This is a genomic window from Streptomyces sp. NPDC060198 (assembly GCF_042728415.1).
GTDB lineage: Bacteria > Actinomycetota > Actinomycetes > Streptomycetales > Streptomycetaceae > Streptomyces.
Genome location: NZ_JBHWZJ010000060.1, coordinates 4,156 through 25,760, shown reverse-complemented (window position 1 = coordinate 25,760; position 21,605 = coordinate 4,156). Strand labels below are relative to the sequence as shown.

General features: G+C 71.2%; 23 protein-coding genes and 4 tRNA genes. 6 read left to right on the top strand and 21 right to left on the bottom strand.

All coding sequences use genetic code 11. The features are described 5' to 3' along the window. Nucleotides 1-3 precede the first annotated feature (3 nt). From rnc to ACFWEP_RS11120, 8 genes are all read right to left on the bottom strand, one after another. Nucleotides 4-828, bottom strand: a complete 825-nt coding sequence (rnc, locus tag ACFWEP_RS11155) for a ribonuclease III (RefSeq protein WP_387368732.1) — start codon at nucleotides 826-828, stop codon at nucleotides 4-6. A 19-nt stretch (nucleotides 829-847) separates the two neighbouring features. Beyond that, nucleotides 848-1,021 (bottom strand): 50S ribosomal protein L32, encoded by a 174-nt coding sequence (gene rpmF / locus ACFWEP_RS11150; RefSeq protein ID WP_003965982.1) that lies wholly within the window; start codon nucleotides 1,019-1,021, stop codon nucleotides 848-850. A gap of 2 nt (nucleotides 1,022-1,023) precedes the next feature. Then, nucleotides 1,024-1,632: a YceD family protein gene (locus tag ACFWEP_RS11145; protein ID WP_387368730.1), complete on the bottom strand. Its 609-nt coding sequence runs from the start codon at nucleotides 1,630-1,632 to the stop codon at nucleotides 1,024-1,026. Between the two features lie 217 nt (nucleotides 1,633-1,849). Beyond that, nucleotides 1,850-2,968 carry a cell division initiation protein gene (locus ACFWEP_RS11140; RefSeq protein WP_387368728.1) on the bottom strand — a complete coding sequence of 373 codons (1,119 nt, stop codon included), beginning with the start codon at nucleotides 2,966-2,968 and terminating at the stop codon, nucleotides 1,850-1,852. Between the two features lie 97 nt (nucleotides 2,969-3,065). Next, a complete protein-coding gene (gene coaD / locus ACFWEP_RS11135) occupies nucleotides 3,066-3,545 on the bottom strand; it encodes a pantetheine-phosphate adenylyltransferase (protein ID WP_328723637.1) in 480 nt (159 codons plus the stop codon). A gap of 26 nt (nucleotides 3,546-3,571) precedes the next feature. Next, complete coding sequence (gene rsmD / locus ACFWEP_RS11130; RefSeq protein ID WP_387368726.1) at nucleotides 3,572-4,156, bottom strand: 16S rRNA (guanine(966)-N(2))-methyltransferase RsmD; 585 nt, start codon at nucleotides 4,154-4,156, stop codon at nucleotides 3,572-3,574. Nucleotides 4,157-4,304: 148 nt separating this feature from the next. After that, on the bottom strand, nucleotides 4,305-6,569 hold the full coding sequence (recG, locus tag ACFWEP_RS11125; RefSeq protein ID WP_387368724.1) for an ATP-dependent DNA helicase RecG: 2,265 nt from the start codon (nucleotides 6,567-6,569) through the stop codon (nucleotides 4,305-4,307). 81 nt (nucleotides 6,570-6,650) lie between these two features. Further along, nucleotides 6,651-8,321, bottom strand: coding sequence for a DAK2 domain-containing protein (locus ACFWEP_RS11120; RefSeq protein WP_387368722.1), 1,671 nt, complete (start codon nucleotides 8,319-8,321; stop codon nucleotides 6,651-6,653). Nucleotides 8,322-8,758: 437 nt separating this feature from the next. On the opposite strand from ACFWEP_RS11120, the gene rpmB reads away from it, so the two are divergent. Beyond that, nucleotides 8,759-8,944, top strand: a complete 186-nt coding sequence (gene rpmB / locus ACFWEP_RS11115; RefSeq protein ID WP_030928661.1) for a 50S ribosomal protein L28 — start codon at nucleotides 8,759-8,761, stop codon at nucleotides 8,942-8,944. A 123-nt stretch (nucleotides 8,945-9,067) separates the two neighbouring features. On the opposite strand, the gene thiD is transcribed toward rpmB, so the two are convergent. Both thiD and ACFWEP_RS11105 read right to left on the bottom strand, forming a co-directional pair. Next, entirely contained in the window at nucleotides 9,068-9,874 is an 807-nt protein-coding gene (gene thiD / locus ACFWEP_RS11110; protein ID WP_387368720.1) for a bifunctional hydroxymethylpyrimidine kinase/phosphomethylpyrimidine kinase, read from the bottom strand. A gap of 71 nt (nucleotides 9,875-9,945) precedes the next feature. Continuing rightward, entirely contained in the window at nucleotides 9,946-10,920 is a 975-nt protein-coding gene (locus ACFWEP_RS11105; protein ID WP_387368718.1) for a thiamine-phosphate kinase, read from the bottom strand. Nucleotides 10,921-11,214: 294 nt separating this feature from the next. Here ACFWEP_RS11105 and ACFWEP_RS11100 point away from each other — a divergent pair, with 294 nt between their 5' ends. Then, nucleotides 11,215-11,448 (top strand): Lrp/AsnC ligand binding domain-containing protein, encoded by a 234-nt coding sequence (locus tag ACFWEP_RS11100; protein ID WP_328719194.1) that lies wholly within the window; start codon nucleotides 11,215-11,217, stop codon nucleotides 11,446-11,448. A gap of 20 nt (nucleotides 11,449-11,468) precedes the next feature. Further along, nucleotides 11,469-11,951 carry a DUF3515 domain-containing protein gene (locus ACFWEP_RS11095; RefSeq protein ID WP_387368716.1) on the top strand — a complete coding sequence of 161 codons (483 nt, stop codon included), beginning with the start codon at nucleotides 11,469-11,471 and terminating at the stop codon, nucleotides 11,949-11,951. A 114-nt stretch (nucleotides 11,952-12,065) separates the two neighbouring features. On the opposite strand, the gene ACFWEP_RS11090 is transcribed toward ACFWEP_RS11095, so the two are convergent. The 3 genes from ACFWEP_RS11090 to ACFWEP_RS11080 are packed head-to-tail and all read right to left on the bottom strand — an operon-like array spanning nucleotide 12,066 to nucleotide 15,036. Then, complete coding sequence (locus tag ACFWEP_RS11090; protein ID WP_387368714.1) at nucleotides 12,066-13,241, bottom strand: D-alanine--D-alanine ligase family protein; 1,176 nt, start codon at nucleotides 13,239-13,241, stop codon at nucleotides 12,066-12,068. A 35-nt stretch (nucleotides 13,242-13,276) separates the two neighbouring features. Continuing rightward, nucleotides 13,277-14,287, bottom strand: coding sequence for an NAD(P)H-dependent glycerol-3-phosphate dehydrogenase (locus ACFWEP_RS11085; protein WP_387368712.1), 1,011 nt, complete (start codon nucleotides 14,285-14,287; stop codon nucleotides 13,277-13,279). Further along, nucleotides 14,284-15,036: a lysophospholipid acyltransferase family protein gene (locus ACFWEP_RS11080; RefSeq protein ID WP_387368711.1), complete on the bottom strand. Its 753-nt coding sequence runs from the start codon at nucleotides 15,034-15,036 to the stop codon at nucleotides 14,284-14,286. The genes ACFWEP_RS11085 and ACFWEP_RS11080 overlap by 4 nt, the downstream gene beginning before the upstream one ends. A 151-nt stretch (nucleotides 15,037-15,187) precedes the next feature. Between ACFWEP_RS11080 and cofC the strand changes: the two genes are divergently transcribed. Both cofC and ACFWEP_RS11070 read left to right on the top strand, forming a co-directional pair. After that, nucleotides 15,188-15,946 carry a 2-phospho-L-lactate guanylyltransferase gene (gene cofC / locus ACFWEP_RS11075; RefSeq protein ID WP_387368709.1) on the top strand — a complete coding sequence of 253 codons (759 nt, stop codon included), beginning with the start codon at nucleotides 15,188-15,190 and terminating at the stop codon, nucleotides 15,944-15,946. Between the two features lie 402 nt (nucleotides 15,947-16,348). Then, nucleotides 16,349-16,552, top strand: a complete 204-nt coding sequence (locus ACFWEP_RS11070) for a hypothetical protein (RefSeq protein WP_328719200.1) — start codon at nucleotides 16,349-16,351, stop codon at nucleotides 16,550-16,552. A 173-nt stretch (nucleotides 16,553-16,725) separates the two neighbouring features. Here ACFWEP_RS11070 and ACFWEP_RS11065 read toward each other — a convergent pair whose 3' ends face one another. The 4 genes from ACFWEP_RS11065 to leuC form a co-directional block, all read right to left on the bottom strand. After that, entirely contained in the window at nucleotides 16,726-17,379 is a 654-nt protein-coding gene (locus tag ACFWEP_RS11065) for an HU family DNA-binding protein (RefSeq protein WP_328719201.1), read from the bottom strand. 143 nt (nucleotides 17,380-17,522) lie between these two features. Next, nucleotides 17,523-17,750: a hypothetical protein gene (locus ACFWEP_RS11060; RefSeq protein WP_328719202.1), complete on the bottom strand. Its 228-nt coding sequence runs from the start codon at nucleotides 17,748-17,750 to the stop codon at nucleotides 17,523-17,525. Nucleotides 17,751-17,853: 103 nt separating this feature from the next. Continuing rightward, on the bottom strand, nucleotides 17,854-18,447 hold the full coding sequence (gene leuD, locus ACFWEP_RS11055; RefSeq protein WP_387368706.1) for a 3-isopropylmalate dehydratase small subunit: 594 nt from the start codon (nucleotides 18,445-18,447) through the stop codon (nucleotides 17,854-17,856). A gap of 5 nt (nucleotides 18,448-18,452) precedes the next feature. After that, a complete protein-coding gene (gene leuC / locus ACFWEP_RS11050) occupies nucleotides 18,453-19,877 on the bottom strand; it encodes a 3-isopropylmalate dehydratase large subunit (RefSeq protein ID WP_387368704.1) in 1,425 nt (474 codons plus the stop codon). A 191-nt stretch (nucleotides 19,878-20,068) separates the two neighbouring features. Between leuC and ndgR the strand changes: the two genes are divergently transcribed. Then, nucleotides 20,069-20,782 (top strand): IclR family transcriptional regulator NdgR, encoded by a 714-nt coding sequence (gene ndgR / locus ACFWEP_RS11045; RefSeq protein WP_275491887.1) that lies wholly within the window; start codon nucleotides 20,069-20,071, stop codon nucleotides 20,780-20,782. A gap of 322 nt (nucleotides 20,783-21,104) precedes the next feature. Here ndgR and ACFWEP_RS11040 read toward each other — a convergent pair. The 4 genes from ACFWEP_RS11040 to ACFWEP_RS11025 all read right to left on the bottom strand — a co-directional run bounded on the left by ACFWEP_RS11040 (nucleotide 21,105) and on the right by ACFWEP_RS11025 (nucleotide 21,505). Further along, a tRNA-Glu gene (locus ACFWEP_RS11040) sits at nucleotides 21,105-21,177 on the bottom strand. A gap of 36 nt (nucleotides 21,178-21,213) precedes the next feature. Continuing rightward, a tRNA-Gln gene (locus ACFWEP_RS11035) sits at nucleotides 21,214-21,285 on the bottom strand. A gap of 12 nt (nucleotides 21,286-21,297) precedes the next feature. After that, a tRNA-Glu gene (locus ACFWEP_RS11030) sits at nucleotides 21,298-21,370 on the bottom strand. A 62-nt stretch (nucleotides 21,371-21,432) separates the two neighbouring features. After that, nucleotides 21,433-21,505 (bottom strand) — tRNA-Glu (locus ACFWEP_RS11025). Nucleotides 21,506-21,605: the final 100 nt, after the last annotated feature.

The window sequence follows — 21,605 nt, the reverse complement described above, 5'->3', positions numbered from 1 at the left end:
GGGTCAGGCAGGAGAAACGTCCGTGCTCGGCGGGGGTTCGGCAGAGGTGTCGGCGGCCCCTGCGTCGGCCGCGGACTTCTCCGCGGTCGCCCTCACTTCGGCGGCGGCGCTGATTTCGCGCCAGGCGGACTCGGCCGCCTGCTGCTCCGCTTCCTTCTTGCTACGACCGGTGCCGGTGCCGTACGAGACACCACCGACGCGAGCGGCAGCAGTGAAGATCTTCTCGTGGTCCGGGCCGGTCTCCGTGACGAGGTACTCGGGGACTCCGAGACCCTCGCTCGCGGTGAGTTCCTGGAGACTGGTCTTCCAGTCCAGGCCGGCGCCGAGGTTCGAGGACCTGTCGATGAGCGGGTCGAAGAGCCGGTGGACCAGCTCCGAGGCCGCGTCGAGGCCCTGATCGAGATAGACCGCGCCGATCACCGCTTCAAGGGTGTCGGCGAGGATGGAAGCCTTGTCCCGGCCACCCGTGCCCTCTTCACCGCGGCCGAGCCGGATGAAGGAACCGAGTTCGAGGCCGCGGCCCACTTCCGCGAGTGCACGCGAGTTAACCACCGCGGCCCGCAACTTGGCCAGCTGGCCTTCGGGCAGGTCGGGGTGGGTGCGGTACAGCGTGTCCGTGACCACCAGGCCGAGCACGGAATCCCCGAGGAATTCGAGCCGCTCGTTGGTGGGCAGACCGCCGTTCTCGTACGCGAACGAACGGTGGGTCAGCGCACGCACCAGAAGGGCGGACTCAAGGTGATACCCGAGCCGCCCTTCCAGAAGCGTGTGGGACGAGGCTGTGTTGACGTTGTCTGCCTGCTTCTTGGCGTGGGACAACTCAGACATCGTGCCTCTCACCAGCCACTCAGACTTCGAGGACCTGGCGCTTGTTGTACGTGCCGCAGCTCGGGCACGCAATGTGCTGGAGCTTCGGCTCCTGGCAACGCTCACACGAAACCAGGGTGGGGACCGCAGCCTTCCACTGCGACCGGCGGTGGCGCGTGTTGCTGCGCGACATCTTCCGCTTCGGAACAGCCACGGCTACTTCTCCTGCTTCTCGTCGACGCCAGGTTCGGCGCCGCCCATGTTGTCCTTCTCGCCGTCCTGAACGGTCTCGGCGAGTCCCTGCAATGCCGCCCACCGGGGGTCGGCGGCGTCATGGTGGTGGCCAGGATTCTCGTCCAGCCTGATTCCGCATTCGGAACACAGACCGGCACAGGTCTCCGTGCACACCGGCTGCATCGGCAGTGCGAGCACTACCGCGTCACGCAGCACCGTTTCGAGGTCGAACAAGCCGTCCTCAAGGAAAAACTCGTCCTCGTCGTCCTCGGCGTCGTCGGCCGGGTCCGCAGTCTTGCTGCGACCCCGGTCGTCGGCGTCAGGGTACGAGAACATTTCCTGGAAGTCCGCTTCGACCTCGAAGGTCAGCGGCTCCAGACACCTTACGCACTCCCCCTCGGCGGTCGCACGGGCGGTGCCTGTGACGAGCACCCCTTCCATGACCGATTCGAGGCGGAGGTCCAGCGCCAGCGGTGCGCCTTCCGGCACGCCGATGACGCCGTCGATACCCAGGTCCCTCGGTGCTTCCACCGAGCGGGTCAGCCGCTTCAGGGCACCGGGACGCCGACCCAGCTCGTGCGTATCGAACACGAGAGGATTGCGGTGGTCGAGGTGGCCGTTCAGGGCTTCTCCTGCTTTCGGGATTCACGTGCATCGCACTGCGTCGGGAGGGGCCGGCCGTTCCGGAGTCGAAACGGGCAGCCGGGATCGGCGGAGATACGCGCGACCGAGGAGCCAGGATACTTGACGTACCGCCCAGCACCCAATCCGGACCGGTCGGGCCCGGTGGGGGCCGTGCGGCGCCGGGTCAGTGGCCCTGTTCGTACCGGCGCAGCTGCTCCAAGTCGATCATGCTGGTGTCGAAGAGACTGGTCTCGTCGAGCGCGGGCTGCGACTGCGGCGGCGGGGACTGCTGATCGGCCCACCCGTACTCGGGCCGGCCGGGCTGCCCGGTCTGCTCGCTCTGCGGCTGGTAGGCGTTCGGGTCGTACGCCTGCTGCTGGTAGGCGTACACGTCCTGCTGCGGCTGCTCGTAGCCGTCCTGCCGCTCGTAGCCGTCCTGCTGCGGCTGCGCGTAGCCGTACGGGTCCTGCTGGACCGGCTGCTGGTAGTCGTAGCTCTGGACGGGCTCGGCGTACGAGGACTGGGGCCTCGCCGGGTAGTTCGGGGAGGCCTGCGGCGGTTCCGGGTCGGCCAGCTCGGCGAGGCCTGCCAGGTAGTCGGCGTCGCTGGTGTGGCCCTGGCCGCCCGCGGCGTCCTGGGCGGCCATGTGCACGCCGAGGTCGTCGGTGGCCACCCGGCCGTGCAGCTTCTGCCGGCCGCGGCCCACCGCCTCCAGAGTCTTGCCGAGCACGGCCTCGAAGGCACCGAGCTTGGTGTCGACGTACTCGTCGGCGCGCCGCTGGAGGGTCTCCGGGTCGGCGCTGCGCTCGGGGGCCTCGGCGAAGTCGGGATCCTCGTAGCCCTGCTCGTCGAGGCCGTGGCCGCGCCCGAGCAGCTTCTCCCGGCCCCGGTCCACGGAGCCGATGGTCTTGGTGAGGACGACCTCGAAGTTGGCGAGCTTGCTGTCGACGTACTCGTCGGCCTCCGCCTTGACCTCGGCGGCCTCGCGGCGGGCGTCGGCCAGGATGCGGTCGGCCTCGCTCTGGGACCGTACGACGACCTCGGTGGAGGAGATCAGCGAGCCGCGCTCGGCATGGGCGGACTCGATGATCCGCTCCGCCTCCTGGCGGGCCCGGTCGACGAGCTGCTCGCTGCCGCCGATGACCTCCTCGGCGTGGGCCAGCGAGCCGGGCAGTGCTTCGCGGAGCTCGTCGAGCATCCCGAGCAGATCGGCGCGGTTGATCACGCACGAGGCCGACATGGGCATGGACCGGGCGTTCCCGACCGCCTCGACGATCTCGTCGAGCTTCTTCTGCACGTCCACCGTGTGCTCGCCACTCTCTGCCGCTGTTGGAGACGGACGGGACGACTGTAAGGCCAGTCGGCTCCCGTCCGACACCGGGTGACGGTCGCTCAGACGGTCACGTGCGCTCCAGCCGCTCCTGGAGCGCCGCGTGGACGGTCGGCGGCAGCAGGTGGGAGACGTCTCCGCCCCAGGTGGCGACCTCCTTGACCAGGGAGGACGACAGGAAGCTGTAGGTGGGGTTGGTGGGGACGAAGAGCGTCTCGACACCGGAGAGGCCGTTGTTCATCTGGGCCATCTGCAGTTCGTAGTCGAAGTCGCTGACCGCCCGGAGCCCCTTCACGATGGCCGGGATCTCCCGCTGCTTGCAGAAGTCGACCAGCAGGCCGTGGAAGGACTCGACTTCGACGTTGCCGAAGTCGGAGGTGACTTCGCGGATCAGCTCGATCCGCTCGTCGACGGTGAACAGCCCCTTCTTGGACTGGTTGATCATCACCGCGACGTGTACGACGTCGTACAGCTTCGAGGCTCGGCCAATGATGTCGAGATGTCCGTTGGTGATGGGGTCGAACGACCCCGGACAGACGGCGCGGCGCAACGTGATTCCCTCGCTCCCGGGTCCGGTCATCGTGCGTCTTCGCACGTGGAGGCGGCGCGACCGTACCAAAGGGTCGCTTCGCCGTAACGACGGGACCTCAATGGCTCGAAACCCTCCGGCCAGCCGAATTCCCCGCCTCTGGTGGCTCGTTCCACGGTGACGAGTGCGCCCTCGCCAAGCCAGCCCCGCGAGCGGAGTGTGAGCAGGATCTCCCGGAGATCGTCGTCGGTGACGAGGTAGGGCGGGTCCAGGAAGACCACGTCGTACGGGTCGGCGGGCGCCGGTCCGGACACGGTCTGTTCGGCCTTGCCGGTGCGGACCTCGGCGCCGGGCAGATTGACGGCGCGGACGTTCTCGCGGACGGTGCGGACGGCCTTCGGATCGGCCTCCACGAGCAGCGCGTGGACGGCACCACGGGAGAGCGCCTCCAGGCCGACCGCGCCGGAGCCCGCGTACAGGTCGGCGATCCGGACGCCGTCGAGCGTGCCGAGCAACGCCTCCCAGGTCGAGAAGAGGCCCTCACGCGCACGGTCGGAGGTGGGGCGGGTGCCGTTGCCGGGCGGTACGGCCAGGCGGCGTCCGCCGGCCGAACCGGCGATCACGCGGGTCATGGGAGTCGGTCCTCGGGTCGCGGGACGGCACGCGGGGGTCGCGTGCCTCGGGGGTCATCCGTCCGGATCGGGCCGGGCCGCGTGCCCGGACGAAAGACCCTGGTCCCACGATATGGCGTGCGGGCGGCGCGGGCCCGGGCGGACCCGGTCACCCCTTGTCGAGGAACTCCTCGCGGTCCTTGTCCAGCAGGGCGTCCAGGGCGGTCCGCAGCTCCGGGTGGCCGGTCAGCTCCGGGTCGGCGGCGACGGTCCGGGTGGCCTCGGCCCGCGCGGCGGTGATGATCTCCTCGTCGTCGATGACGGTGAGCATCCGCAGCGAGGAGCGGACCCCGGACTGGGCCTGGCCGAGCACGTCGCCCTCCCGGCGCTGTTCCAGGTCGATCCGGGAGAGCTCGAAGCCGTCCAGAGTGGCGGCGACCGCGCCGAGCCGGGCGCGGGCCGGGCTCGCCTCGTGGGCCTCGCTGACCAGCAGGCAGAGCCCTGGGGCCGAGCCCCGGCCGACGCGGCCGCGCAGCTGGTGCAGCTGGGAGACGCCGAACCGGTCCGCGTCCATGATCACCATCGCGGTGGCGTTGGGGACGTTCACCCCGACCTCGATCACGGTGGTGGCCACCAGCACGTCGACCTGGCCGGCGGCGAACCGCCGCATCACGTCGTCCTTGTCGTCCGGGTTCATCCGGCCGTGCAACACCTCGACGCGGAGCCCGGCGAGCGGTCCCGCGGCCAGCCGGGCGGCGATGTCGAGCACGGCGAGCGGCGGGCGCTTGTCGCCGTCCGGACTCGGGGCGTCCGGCTCCTCCGCCTTCGCCGCGGCCTTCGCGCCCTTGCCGGTCTTCGCGCCCTTGGCCCCGCCCGCCTCCTCGGGGTCGTCGCCGATCCGGGGGCAGACGACGTACGCCTGGTGGCCGCCCTCCACCTCCTCGCGGACCCGCTCCCAGGCGCGGGCGAGGAAGTGCGGTTTGTCGGCGGCGGGCACCACGTGGGTGGCGATCGGCGAGCGCCCGGCGGGGAGCTGGTCCAGGACGGACGTCTCCAGGTCGCCGAAGACCGTCATCGCGACCGTGCGCGGGATGGGTGTGGCGGTCATCACCAGCAGATGCGGCGGCTGCTTGCCCTTGGAGCGCAGGGCGTCGCGCTGTTCCACTCCGAAGCGGTGCTGCTCGTCGACGACGACCAGCCCGAGATCGTGGAAGGACACCTTGTCCTCGATCAGCGCGTGGGTGCCGATGACCAGTCCGGCCTCGCCGGTGGTCAGGTCCAGCAGCGCCCGGCGGCGGGCGGCGGTGCCCATGGAGCCGGTGAGCAGGACGACCTTCGTGCCGAGCGAGGAGCCCCCGAGCATCCCGCCCTCGGCGAGGTCCCCCATCATCTCGGTGATGGAGCGGTGGTGCTGCTGGGCGAGCACCTCGGTGGGGGCGAGCATCGCGGCCTGACCGCCGCCGTCCACGACGGCGAGCATCGCGCGCAGGGCGACCATGGTCTTGCCGGAGCCGACCTCGCCCTGGAGCAGCCGGTGCATGGGGTGTTCGGTGGCGAGATCGCCGAAGATCTCGCCGGACACCTTCCGCTGGCCCTCGGTGAGGGTGAACGGCAGCCGGGCGTCGAAGGCGTCGAGCAGCCCGTCGGGCACCGGGCGGCGGGCGACCGCGGGGAGCTGGGTGTCGGCGTACCGGCGACGGGCCAGCGCGACCTGGAGGACGAACGCCTCGTCCCACTTCAGCCGCTCCCTGGCGTCCTCGATGTCCGCCTTGGTCTGCGGCCGGTGCACCTTCACCAGGGCTTCGGGCAGGGAGACGAATCCGCGTCCTTCCCGCAGGGCGGCGGGCAGGGGGTCGACGGCCTCCTGGGCGCTGGGCAGCACGGTGTCCACCGCCTTGGCGATGCGCCAGGAGTCGAGCTGCTTACAGGCGGGATAGAGGGGCAGCAGCCGTCCGGCGAAGGCGTCCACGGCCTCGCGCACGCCCGCTTCCCCGTCCGCCGCGCCGGCCTCGGTGTCGAGCAGTTGGTACGTGGGGTGGGCGAGCTGCGTCTTGCGGTTGAAGACGCCGACCTTGCCCGCGAACATCGCCCGGCGGCCGGGGAGGAGGTCCTGGTGGGGCTTGTGCACCCCGTGGCCGAAGAAGACCAGCTGGAGCCGGCCGCTGCCGTCGGTGAGGGTGACCTCCAGGCGTTTGCCGCGCCCGTTGTTGAAGCCGAGCACCCGGGCGTCGGCGACCTGGGCGACCACCGTGACGTGTTCGTCCAGCGGGAGGTCGGAGAGCGGGGTGAGCCGGCCCCGCTCCTCGTACCGTCGCGGGTAGTGGTGCAGGAGGTCGCCGACGGTGTGCAGGCCGAGGTGTTCGGCCATCACCTTCGCGGTGGCTCCGCCGAGCAGCTTCTTGAGGGGTTCATCGAGCGCGGACACGGGTTCCATTGCACACCACGCCACCGACAGCCGTCGGCCCGGAGTGCCCGGGGCGTGTCCGACGGCCGGGCTGCGCGGGCCGCCCGACGGCTATTCGACGCCGATCAGCAGCGGGGTTCCCGGGTGCCCGCCCCGGTAGACCGTGGTGTCGACGGCCAGGTGCCCCTCGCGTACGTACGACTCCAGTGTGTCGCCGAGGGCGTCGGGCACGTGTTCGCCGAGGACGAGGGTGACCAGTTCCCCGCCGGCGGCGAGCATCCGGTCGAGGACGGTACGGGCCGTGCCGGGGACGTCCGCGCCGATGACGGCCACGTCCCCGTCGATCAGGCCGAGGATGTCGCCGGCCTGGCAGATGCCGGCCGTGGTCCACGACTGCGCTTCGGCGACGGCGAGTTCGGCGTACCGGGTCGCTCCGGCGGCCGCGGTCATGGCGACGACGTCCTCGTCGAAACTCCGGCCCGGCTCGTGCACGGCGAGAGCGGCGATGCCCTGGACGACGGCGCGGGTCGGAACGACGGCGACCCGGATGCCGTCGCCCCTGACCTGCTCGGCGGCGACGGCCGCGACGTGGCGCAGGTTCGCGTCGTTGGGGAGCAGCACGACCTCGCGGGCGTTGGCGCGGCGGACGGCCTCGACGAGTTCGCCGCTGGCGAGCGGCTTCCCGGGGCGCCCGAGCACGGTGACGGCACCGGCCTCCTCGCAGAGCCCGCGGAGTTCCTCGCCGGGGACGACCAGGACGACGGAGCGCGGGGCGGGTTCGGGGTGCGGGCTCGTGCGCGCGGCGCCGAAGTGGGTGATCCGGATCCGGTACGGGCGTCCCGCCTCCACGCCGGCCTCCACGGCGGCGCCGGCGTCGTCCACGTGCACGTGCACGTTCCACAGGCCGTCGCCGCCGACCACGACGAGGGAGTCGCCGAGGGCGTCGAGCCGCCCGCGGAGGCGGTCCACCTCGGCATCCCCGGCTTCCAGGAGGTAGATGACCTCGAAGGCGGGCCCGTCACCGGCCGCCGCCCGGTCCGCGGGGTCACCGCACTCGCCGGGGTGGACCGCGGGGCCCTCCGGCACGGGAAGGGGTTCCGGCGCCTGCCGGGGGGCGCGTACGGGCGCTTGTCCGGTCACCGTCTCCAGCAGCGCCCCCAGTACGGTCACCAGGCCCTGTCCGCCGGCGTCCACGACTCCGGCGCGGCCGAGCACCGGCAGCCGGCCGGGGGTCTCCTCCAGCGCCTCGGCGGCTCCCGCGTGCGCGGCCCGTGCGACGGCCGCCAGGCCGGCTCCGGCGGCGACCGCCCCGGCGGCCCGCGCGGCGGCGGTGGCGACGGTGAGGATGGTGCCCTCGACGGGGTGGGCGACGGCCCGGCGGGCGGCGGTGGCGGCGCGCGCGAGCGCCCGGGCCAGGTGGTCCGCGTCCCCGCCGTCCGCGAGCACGGCGGCCATCCCGCGCAGGAGCTGGGCGAGGATGGTGCCGGAGTTGCCCCGCGCCCCGACAAGTGCCCCGTGCGCCATGGCGCGTACCGCCTCGGCGGTGCCCGGCTCCGTGGCACCGGGCCCCGGGGAGTCGCGGTCGTGGGCGGCGAAGACGGCCTCGACGGAGGCCCGCGCGGACTCCACGGTGAGGAAGAGGTTGGTGCCGGTGTCCCCGTCGGGGACGGGGTAGACGTTGATCGCGTCGATCGCGGCGCGCTCGCGGCCCAGGGCTTCGAGGGCCAGGGAGCACCAGGTGCGTACCGCGACGGCGTCGAAATCGTCGGGGGGCTGCGGCACCTGGGTCCTCCTGGGTCGTGTTGTGGAAGTGGCGCCGTCCGCCCGGAGGGCGGGGCCGGCGGTGTCCGGTTCGCGTGCGATCGCAAGGCGGAGGGCCGCCCCGATACTGGATGTACCGGGGCGATCCCGACGACGCGGCGAGCGTGCGTACCAGGCGTCGCCGGGCAGGCGGGACTTTCAGAACACGGCCGTGAAGCGGCCGTGTACGGCAGGCTGCACCGCAGGTTAACCCCGGGCCGCCGGAGAGTGGCCCGGGGCGGGGGGCGGGAGGGCGGACGGCTGAACCATGGTAGTTTCGTTGTACCGACGCAGCCGTTGTATGGTGTTTCGGTTGCCCGGCGAGAGTCGGGCCATTCCTCCGGTGCCGTCACTTCAGTTCGCTGATTCCGGCGCGCCGGAATTCACTGTAAGTGCACCTGAAGTCTTTGGAGTGACCCGTGGCTGCCAACTGCGACGTCTGCGGCAAGGGGCCGGGCTTCGGCAACAACATTTCGCACTCGCACCGCCGTACGTCTCGTCGCTGGAATCCCAACATCCAGCGCGTGCGTGCCGTGGTCGGTCGGACGCCGAAGCGGCTCAACGTCTGCACCTCGTGCATCAAGGCCGGCAAGGTCGCGCGCTGACGTTCCCCGTCGTAGCGCAGCCTTCCGGTTGCCCAGAAAGCCGGTCCACCTCGGTGGACCGGCTTTTTGCTGTGCCCGGACGGGGAGACGCCCCGGCTCCGCGAGCCGGCGCCTCCCGCGGCTTCAGGCCCGGCGGCTCCGCCAGCCGTGGTCGACCGGGCCGATTCCGGAGCCGAGCGCGAAACCGGCCTCGATCGCCCCGGTGACGTAGGTCTTCGCGTTCCGGACCGCCGTGGGCACGTTCTGGCCGCGCGCCAGGCCGCAGGCGATGGCCGAGGCGAGGGTGCAGCCCGTGCCGTGGGTGTGCCGGTTGTCGTGGCGCGGGGCCCGCAGCCAGTGCTCCTGGTCACCGTCGGTGAGCAGGTCGACGGCCTCACCGGGGAGATGGCCGCCCTTGATCACCACCCAGCGCGGGCCGAAGGCGAGTACGGCGGCGGCCGCCCGCCGCATGTCGGGCTCCTGGGCCACCTCGACGCCCGTGAGCTGTGCCACTTCGTCCAGGTTCGGAGTGGCGACCGTGGCCAGCGGCAGCAGTTTCGTCCGTACGGTTTCGAGGGCCTCGGCGGCGAGCAGCGCGTCCCCGTGCTTGGAGACGCCCACCGGATCGACGACGACCGGGGCGCCCGTGCCCGCGAGGAGTTCGGCGACCGTCTCGACCAGAGCGGCGGACGCGAGCATGCCCGTCTTCACCGCCTGGACGCCGATGTCGTCCACGACACTGCGGTACTGGGCGCGTACCGCTTCGGCCGGAAGCTCCCAGGCACCCTGCACGCCCAGGGAGTTCTGGGCGGTCACGGCGGTCAGCACGCTCATGCCGTGCACGCCGAGTGCCAGCATCGTCTTGAGGTCGGCCTGGATGCCGGCACCGCCGCCGGAGTCCGATCCGGCGACGGTGAGGACACGGGGAGGTACGGCGGCAGATATCGGCATGCCCGCAATTTACTGGGGGCCGTGCTGCGCCGGGTCGGCGGTCCACCGGCCGGACACCGTCCGAGGAGGCGCTACTGGGGAGCGTCCTCGACCTCGCCGAAGTGGTCCCAGCCGCCCCTGCTGGTCCAGGGCGCGCCGTCGACGGTGACCTGGGGCAGGGCGGACGGGTTGAGGACCTCGCCGATGACCTTCCAGCGGGCGGGCAGCTTCACGTCGGGCGGGAAGGTCGCCACGATCGCGTGGTCCTCTCCCCCGGTGAGCACCCACTGGAGCGGGTCGACGCCGACCGCCTGCCCGATGTCCGACATCTGGGACGGGACGTCGATGAGTCCGGAGCGCAGGTCGATGCGGACCTTGCTGGCTTCGGCGATGTGCCCGAGGTCGGCGACCAGTCCGTCGCTGACGTCGGTCATCGCGGTGGCGCCGAGCCCGGCCGCCGCGGGGCCCGCGTGGTAGGGCGGTTCGGGGCGCCGGTGGGCTTCCACGAAGGCACGGGGCGACCGGAATCCCCGGGAGAGCACGGCGAATCCGGCGGCGGACCAGCCGAGCCAGCCGGTGACCGCGACGACGTCGCCCGGGCGGGCGCCGGCCCGGGTGACCGGTTCGTGGTTGCGGAGGTCGCCGAGCGCGGTGATCGCGACGGTGATGGTGTCCCCGCCGACCACGTCGCCGCCGACCACGGCCGCCCCGGCGACCTGGCACTCGTCGCGCAGCCCGTCCATGAGTTCGGTCGCCCAGGTCACCGGGAGACTCGCCGGGACGACGAGGCCGAGGAGCAGCGCGGTGGGCACGGCGCCCATCGCCGCGATGTCGGCGAGGTTCTGCGCCGCGGCCTTCCGCCCGACGTCGTACGCGGTCGACCAGTCGCGGCGGAAGTGGCGTCCCTCGATCAGTACGTCGGTACTGGCCACGACCCTGCGGTCCGGAGCCGCCACGACCGCGGCGTCGTCGCCGGGCCCCAGCCGTACCGCCGGAGTGGTGGTGAGGCGGGCGGTGAGCTCTCTGATGAGCCCGAACTCCCCCAACTCACCCACGGTTCCCTTCACCGGGTGTCACCTCTCGTTCGTCGCACCGGCGTCCGGTGCGGGCTGCTCCGACGTGTCCGCGCGGGCCGCGGGCTTCCCGGGGCCGCTTGCGCCCGTCCCCCGCACGGGCCGGGCCGCTCCGCGGTCGCGGGCGGTCACCGCTGTCTGTGGTGCCGGGAGACACGTCGGCTCGTGTCGCCCGTACGCCACGCTACGGACGTCTCCGGGTCCCCGGGTCTCCCCGCTCCCGTCCGCGACGCGATAACGTGGCGTTCCTCTCCCCCACATGATCCTCGTGGCCGCCCTGGAGGTTCCGTGGTACAGGCGTACATCCTTATTCAGACCGAGGTGGGCAAGGCGTCGATCGTCGCCGAGACCATCGCGAAACTCCCGGGAGTGATCCAGGCAGAGGACGTCACCGGACCCTACGACGTGATCGTGCGCGCCCAGGCCGACACGGTGGACGAGATCGGCCGCATGGTGGTCGCCCGGGTCCAGCAGGTGGAAGGCATCACGCGAACCCTGACCTGCCCCGTAGTCCACCTCTGACCCCCGTCTACGCTGGTCCGGTGACGTCTTCCCGCCGCCGGTCCCTCCGTCCGTCGTTCCTCGTGCCGTCCGCCGCCGCGCTCCTGCTGGCGGCGGGCTGCTCCGGCGGCTCGCAGCCGTCGGTCGCGGTGCCCACACCGTCCCGGGACGCGGCCGCGTACTGTTCGGCGCTGGACAAGGTGCTGCCGAAGAGCGTGGCCGGGCTGGAACGCGGTGATCCCGCACCGGAGTCGGAGCTGACCGCCGGCTGGGGGGACGGGGCGATCGTACTTCGCTGCGGGGTTCCCCGGCCCGCCGCCATGGCGGACGCGGCTTCCAAGGGGATCGACGCGGACGGTGTGAACTGGCTGCTGGAGCAACGCGCCGACGCGGGGCCCCGGTTCACCACGACGTACCGCAAGGCGTACGTCGAGGTCACGTTGGGGACGCGGTACGCCCACGACGCCAGCCCGCTCGCCGAGTTCGCGAAGCCGGTGCGCGACACGGTCCCCGACAGCCTCTGAGCCGAAGTCCCCGGCGGTGTCCCTGCCGGGGCCCGGCGGCCCTGCGAACCGCCGTCGCCCGAACCGCCGTCCCGCCGGCCGGTGGTGGTGGCCGGCGGGCGGGACGGGTACGGGTCAGCGCAGACCAGTGGACCGGGTCAGGGCCGCCTGGATCAGCCGGTCGACCAGCTCGGGGTAGTCGACGCCGCTCTCCTGCCACATCCTCGGGAACATCGAGATGGGCGTGAATCCGGGCAGGGTGTTGATCTCGTTGATGACGAACTCGCCGTCGTCGGTGAGGAAGAAGTCGGCGCGCACCAGACCCTCGCAGGAGACGGACTCGAAGGCGTCGACGGCGAGCCGCTGGACCTCCGCCGTCTGCTCGGGGGTGAGCGGGGCGGGCACCAGGGCGTCGGCCGAGTCGATGTACTTGGCCTCGAAGTCGTAGAAGTCGTGCGCGGTGACCGGCGGGATCTCGGCCGGCACGCTGGCGCGCGGACCGTCCTCGAACTCCAGCACCCCGCACTCGATCTCGCGTCCGCTCAGCAGCGACTCGACGAGGAACTTCGGATCGTGACGGCGGGCCTCCTCGATCGCCTCTTCCAGGCCGCCGATCCCGTCGACCTTGCTGATGCCCACCGAGGAGCCGCCGCGCGCGGGCTTCACGAAGAGCGGCCAGCCGTGCTCGCCGGCGAAGTCCACGATCCGCTTGCGGGCGGCGGAGGGGTCGTTCTCCCACTCGCGGGGCCGGACGACCAGGTAGGGGCCGACGGGGAGCCCGAAGGAGATGAAGACCCGCTTCATGTACTCCTTGTCCTGGCCGACGGCGGAGGCGAGGACGCCCGCGCCGACGTAGGGGACGCCGGAGAGTTCCAGGAGTCCCTGGAGGGTGCCGTCCTCGCCGTACGGGCCGTGCAGCACGGGGAAGACGACGTCCACCTCGCCGAGCTCCCGGGGCATCGATCCGGGCTCGTTGAGGACGACTTCACGGCTGCCCGGGTCCACGGAGAGAACCACGCCGCCCTTCTCCGACTCGGCGAGCGTGTCCACGTCGGGCACCTGCCGGTCGGTGATGGCCATACGGGCCGGGTCGTCTCCGGTGAGGGCCCAGCGGCCGTCCTTGGTGATGCCGATCGGCAGGACGTCGTAGACGGTCCGGTCGATGGCCTTCAGGACGGCGCCGGCCGTGACGACCGAGATGCCGTGCTCGGAGCTGCGTCCGCCGAACACGACAGCCACGCGCGGCTTGCGGCGCTGCTGCTCAGGGCTCTTCGGACGCTCAGGGCTCTGGGGGAGGTTCTCGCTGCTCATATCGCGATGAGCGTACCTGCTGGTACCGAAAGGAGTCAGCGCCGCTCGGGCTTGGCGCTCCGCGACATCAGCTCCTTGACCGCGACGGCGGGCGGCTTGCCCTCGTGGACGATCTCGACGACGGTCTCGGTGATCGGCATGTCGACCCCGTGCCGGCGCGCCAGATCGAGCACCGACTCGCAGGACTTGACGCCCTCGGCCGTCTGGCTGGTGGCGGCGATCGCCTCCTGGAGCGTCATGCCCCGGCCGAGGTTGGTGCCGAAGGTGTGGTTGCGCGAGAGCGGCGAGGAGCACGTCGCCACCAGGTCGCCGAGGCCCGCGAGACCGGAGAACGTCAACGGGTCCGCACCCATGGCGAGACCCAGCCGGGTGGTCTCGGCGAGCCCGCGGGTGATGAGCGAGCCCTTGGTGTTGTCGCCGAGGCCCATGCCGTCGGCGATGCCGACCGCGAGACCGATGACGTTCTTGACGGCGCCGCCGAGTTCGCAGCCGACGACGTCGGTGTTGGTGTACGGGCGGAAGTACGGGGTGTGGCAGGCGGCCTGGAGCCGCTGGGCCACCGACTCGTCCCGGCAGGCCACGACGGCCGCCGCGGGGCGCCGTTCGGCGATCTCGCCGGCGAGGTTGGGGCCGGTGACGACGGCGATGCGGTCGGCGGAGACCTTCGTCACGTCCGCGATCACCTCGCTCATCAGCTTGGCCGTACCGAGTTCGACGCCCTTCATCAGGGAGACGAGGACGGTGTCCGGCTCCAGGTGCGGGGTCAAGTCGGCGAGGTTGGCCCGCAGTGTCTGGGAGGGCACCACCAGCACCGCGAACTCGGCTCCGCGCAGCGCCTCGGCAGGGTCGGTGGTGGCGCGGACCGACTTGGGGAGTTCGGCGCCGGGGAGGTAGCCGGGGTTGGTCCGGGTGGTGTTGATGCTCTCGGCGACCTCGCGACGACGGGCCCAGACGGTGACGTCGCAGCCGGCGTCGCCCAGGATCACGGCGAAGGCCGTGCCCCAGGAGCCCGCCCCGAAGACGGCCACTTTGCGCGGGTGAGTCACTGGGAGCCCTTCTCTTCGGCCTCGCGCCGCTGGTTCGCGCGGGCCTTGCGGTGGTCGTACGGCTCGGCGGGAGCCTTCTCGCCGCGCACGATCGCCAGTTGCTCGGTGATCGCGGCCATGATGACCTCGGTGACCTCGCGCAGCACCTCGGGCGTCGGCTCGGAGTCGTAGAAGCGGCTGAGGTCGACGGGCGGCCCGGCCTGCACCTGCAGGGTCTTCCGGGGGAAGAACCGGTACTTGTTCTCCTTGGCGTACGGCGGCATCGCGAGGTTCGCGCCCCACTGGGCGACCGGGATGACGGGCGCCCGGGTCATCAGCGCGACGCGGGCGGCACCGGTCTTGCCGTTCATCGGCCACATGTCGGGGTCGCGGGTGAGGGTGCCCTCGGGGTAGAAGGCGACGCACTCGCCGTCCTCGATCGCTGCCACGGCGGCACGGAACGCGTTCAGCGCGTCGGTCGTCTCACGGTAGACGGGGATCTGGCCGGTGCCGCGCAGCATCATCCCGACGAACGGGGCCCGGAAGAGGGCGGCCTTCGCCAGGAACCTCGGCACCCGGCCGGTGTTGTACTGGAAGTGCCCGTAGGAGAGCGGGTCCACGTAGGAGTTGTGGTTCACGGCCGTGATGAATCCGCCGTCGGCCGGAATGTGCTCCATTCCCCGCCAGTCACGCTTGAAGAGAACCACCAGTGGCGGCTTGGCGATGACCGCCGCCAGGCGGTACCAGAAGCCGATTCTGCGGCGGGACACTCGGACACCTCTCACTCGGGTTTCTCTCGGACCTGACCTGCTGCTCAGCCACGGACGGTCATGTCCCGCCCCAGGCCCCTGCTCTGTCGAGAACACCGTACGCCCCGCTCCCCGGACCGGACCTGCAGGCTGTCGCACTCGACAGGCGAGAATGGGGCCGACGTTCACGAAGGGGGAGATCGCCACGAACACCGACCCGTCCGGCCGCTGGTCCCTGGTCGTCCCGCTGAAGCCCTTGGCGTACGCCAAGAGCAGGCTGCGGGAGGCCCTGGGCGAGGGACTGCGGCCCCGACTCGCGCTGGCCTTCGCCGAAGACACGGTCGCCGCGGCGCTCTCCTGCCCGGACGTACGGGATGTGGTGGTCGTCACGGACGACACGGTGGCGGCGGCTTCCCTGGCGTCGCTGGGGGCCCGTGTGGCACCCGACGTCCCGGCCGCCGGTCTCAACGCGGCGCTCGCGTACGGCGCGGACCTGGTGCGCGCAGGGCGGCCGTCCGCTCCGGTCGCGGCCCTCAACGCGGATCTCCCGGCACTGCGCCCCTCGGAATTGTCCCGGATCCTCGAATTCTCTTCCGGATTTCCCCGGACATTCCTTTCGGACGCCGCGGGAATCGGCACGACATTTCTCTCGGCGGCCTCCGGAGTGGAATTGCGGCCCGCTTTCGGCGGCCCGTCGCGCGGGCGCCATCTGGCTTCGGGCGCACGGGAGGTGCCGACCGCCGGACTGGATTCGGTCCGGCGGGACGTGGACACCGGGGACGATCTGCGGGTGGCACTGGCCCTGGGCGTGGGACCGCGTACGGCGGAACTGCGGGACGCCGTACGGCTGAGAACCCGCGAAGTGACCTTCGACCGGACGGTGGACGCGGTCCGGTGCGTGCGATTCCAGGCCGGCGGCACGTCCTCGTAAAGCGTGTTGCGGAAGTAGCGCCGTCCGCCCGTGGGGCGGGTCCGGCGGCGTCCGGTGCGTGCGATCGCAAGGCGGAGGGTCGCCCCGATACTGGATGTATCGGGGTGATCCCGACAACGCGGCGAGCGTGCGTGCCGGGCGTCGCCGGACAGGCGGGACTTTCGCAACACGCTTCAGGGCGTGTTCCGAAAGTGGCGCCGTCCGCCCGTGCGAGGGCGGGGCTTTCACCGCACGGCCCGACGGAGCCGCCGGGGGCCTTCCGGCCTGGTCGGACCGGGTCGGGGTCCTGGGCGTTCCCCCGGCGCGGCAAGGAGGTTACGGGCCGGCGCGCGGACGGACGGTCCACGCGGGCGCTCCCGCGGTCCGCGGGCCCCGCTCCCACCGGGCGATAGGCTGCGGCCCATGCAGGCGACCGCGTACACGTACGACTCCGAGACCCGCAGCGGCAGTGTGCTGCTCGACGACGGCACCCCGGTGGACTTCGGCTCCGCCGCGTTCGACGCCGGCGGCCTGCGGCTGCTCCGCCCCGGCCAGCGGGTGCGGATCGAGGGTTCGGGCGAGGGTGCCTCGCTCCGGATCGACCTGGTGACCCTGCAGACCTTCTGAGCCGGGCCGTCAGACCTTCCGAGCGGGGGCCGTCAGACCTTCCGGGCGGGGCCCGTTCGGCCACGACGGCCGGGGGTCCGCCGGACACCGCCCGGCCCGGACAGCCCGCGGGCCGGGCTCCCCGAGGGGAACCCGGCCCGGCGCGTCGTGCGAGAGCGAGCGGGTGCTCGGTCTCACTTCTTGCGAGCGGTGGCCTTCTTGGCCGTGGTGGTGCGCGCCGTGGTCTTCTTGGCGGGCGCCTTCTTGGCCGTGGCCTTCTTGGCCGGGGCCGTCTTCTTCGCGACGGCGGCGGTCTTCTTCGCCGGCGTGGCCGCCTTCTTCGCGGCCGCCGTGGTCTTCTTCGCCGCCGTGGCGGTGGTCGCCTTCTTGGCGGGCGTGGCGGTGGTCTTCTTCGCCGTGGTCGTGGCGGCGGCGGTGGTCTTCCGCGCCGTCGCGGCCTTGCGGGCGGTGGCCTTCTTGGCCGCGGCCTTGGTGGTCGTACGGGTGGAAGCACCGCCCGAGAGGCTGCCCTTGGGGGCCTTCTTGACGGCCACGTCGTTCTTGGGGAGCTTCTTGGAGCCGCTCACCAGGTCCTTGAAGCCCTGACCCGCGCGGAAGCGGGGCACCGAGGTCTTCTTGACCCGGACGCGCTCGCCGGTCTGCGGGTTGCGGGCGTACCGCGCCGGGCGGTCGACCTTCTCGAACGAACCGAAACCGGTGACCGAGACACGGTCTCCGGCCACGACCGCGCGGACGATCGCGTCCAGTACCGCGTCCACCGCGTCCGCGGCCTGCTGGCGGCCGCCGACCTTCTCGGCGATCGCTTCTACGAGCTGTGCCTTGTTCACGTCTTCCCCTTCGGAGACATTGCCTGAACGAAAGTGTTCAAGCGTTTTCGCACGTTAGGCAGATATATACCGCAAATCAAACACGAAACGGGCTAATCACCCTAGTGCCGCAACGAAGTCGACTGATGCGGACTTCCGCGGAGTCAGTCTCCTTCGGGGAATCGGTCCTCATCGAGGTCCTTCATCAACCGGTCCAGGCGCCTTGCCGCGCCTGAGAGATCGTGCTTCGCCGTGGCCGTGACGGCCAACAGCTTCCGGGACAGCGTCATCCGTACGCCCTCCGGGACTTGCAGTGCGCGCACCCTTCCGTGCGCTTCCTTCAATTGGTCGGCGACTTGGCCATAGAGCTTGAGTTGGTTGTCGCCTTCCATGCACCGATTGTGCCATCTGAGGCGAGTTGTCGCCCGACAGGGTCTCAACAAGCGACTGCGCCCCCTACCCGAAGGCAGGGGGCGCAGTCTGGAAAAGCGCTGCTCAGACCTCAATTGTACGCGGCTTGAAGGTCGGCCTTGCCACCTCATATGCCGCGATGTCCGCTTCGTTCTGAAGGGTGAGGCTGATGTCGTCCAGCCCGTTCAGCAGCCGCCAGCGCGCGTTCTCGTCGAGCTCGAAGGCGGCCTCGATGCCCTGGGCCCGCACCTGGCGAGCCTCCAGGTCGACGGTGACCTCGGCCGTGGGGTCGGCCTCGGTCAGCTCCCACAGCGCGTCCACGACCTCCTGGTCGAGAACCACGGTCAACAGGCCGTTCTTCAGCGAGTTGCCGCGGAAGATGTCCGCGAACCGGGCCGAGATCACGGTCTTGAAGCCGTAGTTCTGCAGGGCCCAGACGGCGTGCTCGCGGGAGGAACCGGTGCCGAAGTCGGGGCCGGCCACCAGGACCGAGGCACCACTGCGCTCGGGGCGGTTGAGGACGAAGTTCTCGTCCTTGCGCCAGGCTTCGAAGAGGCCGTCCTCGAACCCGTCGCGGGTGACCTTCTTCAGCCAGTGAGCGGGGATGATCTGGTCGGTGTCGACGTTGCTGCGGCGCAGCGGGACGGCCCGGCCGGTGTGCGTGGTGAAAGCTTCCATGGTTCTCAGACTCCGGCGGGGGTGCGGTCGTCGGACAGGTCGGCGGGCGAGGCCAGGTGGCCGAGCACCGCGGTGGCGGCGGCGACCTGCGGGGAGACCAAGTGCGTCCGGCCGCCCTTGCCCTGCCGGCCCTCGAAGTTGCGGTTCGAGGTGGACGCGGAGCGCTCACCGGGCGCCAGCTGGTCCGGGTTCATGCCGAGGCACATCGAGCAGCCCGCGTGGCGCCATTCGGCGCCGGCGGCGGTGAAGACCTTGTCCAGACCCTCGGAGACCGCCTGCAGGGCCACCCGGACCGAGCCGGGGACGACCAGCATCCGTACGCCGTCGGCGACTTTGCGGCCCTCCAGGATCGCCGCGGCGTTGCGCAGGTCCTCGATACGGCCGTTGGTGCAGGAACCGACGAAGACGGTGTCCACGCCGATGTCGCGGAGCGGCTGGCCGGCGGTCAACCCCATGTACTCCAGGGCCTTTTCGGCGGCGAGGCGCTCCGAAGCGTCCTCGTACGAAGCGGGGTCGGGGACGTTGGTGGAGAGCGGAGCGCCCTGGCCCGGGTTGGTGCCCCAGGTGACGAACGGGGCGAGCGCGGCGGCCTCGATGACCACCTCGGCGTCGAAGACGGCGTCGTCGTCGCTGCGCAGGGTCTTCCAGTACGCGACGGCGGCATCCCAGTCCTCGCCCTTGGGGGCGTGGGCACGGCCTTCGAGGTAGGCGAAGGTGGTCTCGTCCGGGGCGATCATGCCCGCGCGGGCGCCGGCCTCGATCGACATGTTGCAGATGGTCATCCGCGCTTCCATCGAGAGCTTCTCGATGGCGGAACCGCGGTACTCGAGGATGTAGCCCTGGCCGCCGCCGGTGCCGATCCGGGCGATGACCGCCAGGATGAGGTCCTTGGCCGTGACGTCCTCGGGGAGGTCGCCGTCGATGGTGATGGCCATCGTCTTCGGGCGGGCCAGCGGCAGCGTCTGGGTGGCCAGCACGTGCTCCACCTGGCTGGTGCCGATGCCGAACGCCAGACCGCCGAAGGCTCCGTGGGTGGAGGTGTGGGAGTCGCCGCAGACGACGGTCATGCCCGGCTGGGTGAGGCCCAACTGGGGGCCGACGACGTGCACGACGCCCTGCTCGACGTCGCCGAGCGGGTGCAGGCGGACGCCGAACTCCGCGCAGTTCTTGCGCAGGGTCTCCAGCTGGGCGCGGGACACCGGGTCGGCGATCGGCTTGTCGATGTCGAGGGTCGGGGTGTTGTGATCCTCGGTGGCGATGGTGAGGTCGAGGCGCCGCACCGGGCGTCCGGCCTGCCGCAGACCGTCGAAGGCCTGCGGGCTGGTCACCTCGTGCAGCAGGTGCAGATCGATGTAGAGGAGGTCGGGCTCGCCCTCTGCGCGCCGGACGACGTGGTCGTCCCAAACCTTCTCCGCGAGTGTCCTACCCATCGCTTTCCCTCCGACCGGCGCCTTCGCCGGCCCAACTAGAGATTCGGTGCGCCACCGTCCCGGTCCCGTTCGGGACGGCTCCCCCGATCGGGGCGGCGACTGCGGGCCGTTGTACGGCCGCCTGTACAGGTTCGCAACTTCCGGGGAAAATTGAACTTGCGTTTCACAGAGTGAGACGCGAATATCGTCGTATGGACAACTCTAGCGGCGTCGGCGTTCTCGACAAGGCTGCACTCGTACTGAGCGCTCTGGAGTCCGGTCCGGCCACCCTCGCCGGGCTGGTCGCGGCGACCGGTCTCGCTCGCCCCACGGCCCACCGACTGGCCGTGGCCCTCGAACACCACCGCCTGGTGGCCCGGGACATGCAGGGCCGGTTCATCCTCGGCCCGCGGCTCGCCGAGCTTGCCGCGGCGGCCGGCGAGGACCGCCTCCTGGCGACGGCCGGACCCGTACTCACCCACCTGCGCGACATCACGGGCGAGAGCGCGCAGCTCTACCGCCGCCAGGGCGACATGCGTATCTGTGTCGCCGCGGCCGAGCGGCTCTCGGGGCTCAGGGACACCGTGCCGGTCGGCTCCACGCTCACCATGAAGGCCGGCTCCTCCGCGCAGATCCTGATGGCCTGGGAGGAGCCCGAACGCCTCCACCGGGGCCTGCAGGGCGCCCGGTTCACGGCTACGGCCCTCTCGGGGGTACGCCGCAGGGGATGGGCCCAGTCGATCGGTGAGCGCGAGCCGGGCGTCGCGTCGGTCTCCGCGCCGGTGCGCGGGCCGTCGAACCGGGTGGTGGCCGCGGTCTCCATCTCCGGCCCGATCGAGCGGCTGACCCGGCACCCCGGCCGGATGCACGCGCAGGCGGTCATCGACTCGGCCGCACGGCTCAGCGAGGCCCTGCGTCGGGGCTGACCGCCTCCGACAACGGCTCCCACACGTGCCCCGGTCTCTTCTCCTGCTGTTACCGCTACCGCCCTTGTCCGCGTTACCGCTCCTGTTCGCACTGGCCGCCCCAGCGTCGTGGCGGCCTTTTTCATGCCGGGAGAGGGGCCCGGACGCGCTCCGGGCCCACTCGCACGGGGCGAACAGCCGCGCACGGAGGGGAAGATGGCGGGGCGCGCACCGTCCCGGGACGGTGCGGCACAGGTACCGCGGGCAGCCGCGACACACACGGTGGGGGCACACGGAAAAGGCCCTCCACCGAAGTGAAGGGCCTTTCCCTACTGCTGAGTTGTACCCCCGACCGGATTCGAACCGGCGCTACTGCCGTGAGAGGGCAGCGTGCTAGGCCGCTACACAACGGGGGCTTGTTACGAGAAGTCCTGAGGACTTCGGATCTTGCGCTGGGCTACCAGGACTCGAACCTAGAATGACGGTACCAGAAACCGTAGTGTTGCCAATTACACCATAGCCCATGGTGTGGTACGTACCCCCGACCGGATTCGAACCGGCGCTACTGCCGTGAGAGGGCAGCGTGCTAGGCCGCTACACAACGGGGGCCCTAGCGATCCTGCATCAAGAACATCGGGTGCGACCCGGTTTGTTCCCGCGGGAAGGATCTGTACCCCCGACCGGATTCGAACCGGCGCTACTGCCGTGAGAGGGCAGCGTGCTAGGCCGCTACACAACGGGGGCTTGTTACGAGAAGTCCTGAGGACTTCGGATCTTGCGCTGGGCTACCAGGACTCGAACCTAGAATGACGGTACCAGAAACCGTAGTGTTGCCAATTACACC

Excerpts from the sequence above, each read along its gene's own strand:
- rnc (WP_387368732.1), bottom strand. The coding sequence starts at position 828 with ATGTCTGAGTTGTCCCACGCCAAGAAGCAGGCAGACAACGTCAACACA.
- rsmD (WP_387368726.1), bottom strand. The coding sequence starts at position 4,156 with ATGACCCGCGTGATCGCCGGTTCGGCCGGCGGACGCCGCCTGGCCGTA.
- recG (WP_387368724.1), bottom strand. The coding sequence starts at position 6,569 with ATGGAACCCGTGTCCGCGCTCGATGAACCCCTCAAGAAGCTGCTCGGC.
- thiD (WP_387368720.1), bottom strand. The coding sequence starts at position 9,874 with ATGCCGATATCTGCCGCCGTACCTCCCCGTGTCCTCACCGTCGCCGGA.
- ACFWEP_RS11090 (WP_387368714.1), bottom strand. The coding sequence starts at position 13,241 with ATGAGCAGCGAGAACCTCCCCCAGAGCCCTGAGCGTCCGAAGAGCCCT.
- cofC (WP_387368709.1), top strand. The coding sequence starts at position 15,188 with ATGGGGCCGACGTTCACGAAGGGGGAGATCGCCACGAACACCGACCCG.
- ACFWEP_RS11070 (WP_328719200.1), top strand. The coding sequence starts at position 16,349 with ATGCAGGCGACCGCGTACACGTACGACTCCGAGACCCGCAGCGGCAGT.
- ACFWEP_RS11060 (WP_328719202.1), bottom strand. The coding sequence starts at position 17,750 with ATGGAAGGCGACAACCAACTCAAGCTCTATGGCCAAGTCGCCGACCAA.
- leuD (WP_387368706.1), bottom strand. The coding sequence starts at position 18,447 with ATGGAAGCTTTCACCACGCACACCGGCCGGGCCGTCCCGCTGCGCCGC.
- leuC (WP_387368704.1), bottom strand. The coding sequence starts at position 19,877 with ATGGGTAGGACACTCGCGGAGAAGGTTTGGGACGACCACGTCGTCCGG.
- ndgR (WP_275491887.1), top strand. The coding sequence starts at position 20,069 with ATGGACAACTCTAGCGGCGTCGGCGTTCTCGACAAGGCTGCACTCGTA.